The sequence below is a fragment of the Methanobrevibacter sp. UBA188 genome (assembly GCF_905234905.1).
Lineage (GTDB): Archaea > Methanobacteriota > Methanobacteria > Methanobacteriales > Methanobacteriaceae > Methanocatella.
Genome location: NZ_CAJOJM010000101.1, coordinates 1 through 2,230, shown reverse-complemented (window position 1 = coordinate 2,230; position 2,230 = coordinate 1). Strand labels below are relative to the sequence as shown.

At 34.0% G+C, this 2,230-nt stretch carries 2 protein-coding genes; both read right to left on the bottom strand.

Annotation, left to right across the window (positions count from 1 at the left end; genetic code table 11):
* Positions 1-268, bottom strand: a 268-nt coding sequence (locus QZ143_RS09785; RefSeq protein WP_292883734.1) for a reverse transcriptase N-terminal domain-containing protein, incomplete at its 3' end; no start/stop codon positions are given.
* Between the two features lie 627 nt (positions 269-895).
* Positions 896-2,038 (bottom strand): RNA-guided endonuclease TnpB family protein, encoded by a 1,143-nt coding sequence (locus QZ143_RS09780; protein ID WP_292883731.1) that lies wholly within the window; start codon positions 2,036-2,038, stop codon positions 896-898.
* Between the last annotated feature and the right edge of the window lie 192 nt (positions 2,039-2,230).

Here is a 2,230-nt window from a genome sequence, read left to right as displayed (position 1 = left end):
CATCCATACCACTTGTTCTTTTACCATCATTCTTCTTTGTAACGACATAAATACTATATAACAAACTCCTTTTATCATTAAGCAATAGCCTGCATAATCTATTAACTTTTCTATAGTCTCCTTCTTTCTCTGCTTTAAATATCCGTTTTTGTATCTTAAATATGCTATACTTGATTGAATTCCATTTTAAGGACTTCCATTCTTTATCAAGTATTTCTTTGTCTGGTTCCACAGACTGTAATATATTTAAATTATATCCAGTTTTCATTGCCAAAATCACACTCTCATATCATAGTATTTCACATTTAAAGATATCTGCCGTTTTAAATAAAGCAAACATACACCTGCTAAAAGTCTGCTTATCCCACACAGTTATTATATTTGTCAGTTTCCTGCTATCTTTCGATTAAGTGGGCATTTGCTTTCTTTAGCATCCCATACCCAAATAAGAACATCAGATTTCCTCACGGTCATCCTACCACCTTTGTAGGTGGACAAATTTGGGCTTACCGAGTTAACCAGTTGTTAGATACGATTAGGTTAGGTTTTCCAAATACACCGACTGAATATTATTGGGTTGTGACCTATATACATACGCCTAAACTTATGTATGACCAAAATTCAGTAATACAATGGCTCTTCTAAACTTCCTACCCATTGCTGGGGATCACGATGCTTTTAATCAGGAATTCACTTTCGTTAACCAATACTAATCTTTCTCTCGCCCTCATGTTATGGGAAGTTATAACAATGATTAGGCTTTAACCATCATGCAACCCACCCCACCGTTACCAGTGACGCAGTTTCAGGTGAGAATAACATGCACAACAACGTTATCAATTCTCTCGAATTGCACTAACAATACAATTATTAATTGTATAACAAATTACAGGCTCTATCTCGTCGCACCTAGGCTATCCCCGTAGTCCCACCGGTTCAAAATATTAATGGCGGCGTTAATGTCACGGTCTAGTATTTTACCGCAGTTTGGACATTTCCATTTTCGAGTTTTCACATCTAATTCATGGTTGATGTTTCCGCAAAAATGACATTTTTTACTGGTATATTTTGCATCTACAAATACTACGCCTTCTGCTTGAGGTTTGTGCCTAGCAAATTTGTCTTGTAGTTTAGTTATGAATTTTGTGAGTGGAAACACCATGTTTTGCTCGCCACCAATCAATATTTTAATTTTTGAGTAATTTTTCTCAAATACTATGGTATCATATTTTTTGACCATTTCTGTTGAAAGTTTCTCTATATAGTCGTCAAGTTTATTGGATCGTTGATGATACCATTTTAATAGTCTGATTTTCTGTTTTTTCCATTTTTTGCTTCCATTTGTGCATTTGGCCATTATCCGGTTGATTAATTTGACCATTTGGTTTTCATGGTCAATGTCAAAGTATTCCTTTTCCTCATCGCTTGTGACCAGCCAGCCGTTTACATTTGAATTAATATCACAACCTACATTTTTACCTGTTAGTTCCCATTCTTCTTCAGCAAAATCAATGTTGAATGTTGCAAAGTAGTCTATTCCATCAAAGGAGATTGTTACATTGTTGAATTTTGTATTTTTGTCGTTTAGTATTTGGAAGTATTCTTGGCTTGTGTGGAATTTTACTTTGCCATATTTTCTCAGAATCATTTTATTTTTTTGGATGATTCTAATGTCTTGTCTTATTGTTTGTCTGAATGATAGTTTACTTGTTTTCTTTTTGTGAAAATGGGGTTTATTGAAGTGTGATGGATTTTTAAAGAAATTATCGAATGATGTGGCCAAGTCTCTTATTTCCTGTTGGAGACTTGTTGATTCTACATCCTCCAAATAAGGAAATTCCTTCTTGGCTTCATTTAGTAGTTTATTTAAGAAAGTAAATGTGGGTCTTAGGTTGGAATCTTTACTGTGCATTTTATTGTATTTGTCAAGAACGACATTATGGGCCTTGCGACAGCAACCAAAATTCCTATGAAAACAATCCTTCTGCTCCTGAGTAGGATAAATCTTAACCTTCATTCCCTTTTTAACATCCACCATAACATAAAACACCACACTATTAACCCATCTTCACATAATAGTACAATTTATGCCCCATTAATATATAAAGATACCCAGAGAGCATTTGAAAAGTAATATCGCCCACAAAAATCAACTACGTTTAAAAAACAACAAGAAACATTAAATAAACACCCGTGAAATACAAATGAAACTACAAATTTTCCATTGTAA

What these genes read in the sequence shown, in the direction of transcription:
- QZ143_RS09780 (WP_292883731.1), bottom strand. Translation starts at nt 2,038, where the DNA reads ATGGTGGATGTTAAAAAGGGAATGAAGGTTAAGATTTATCCTACTCAG.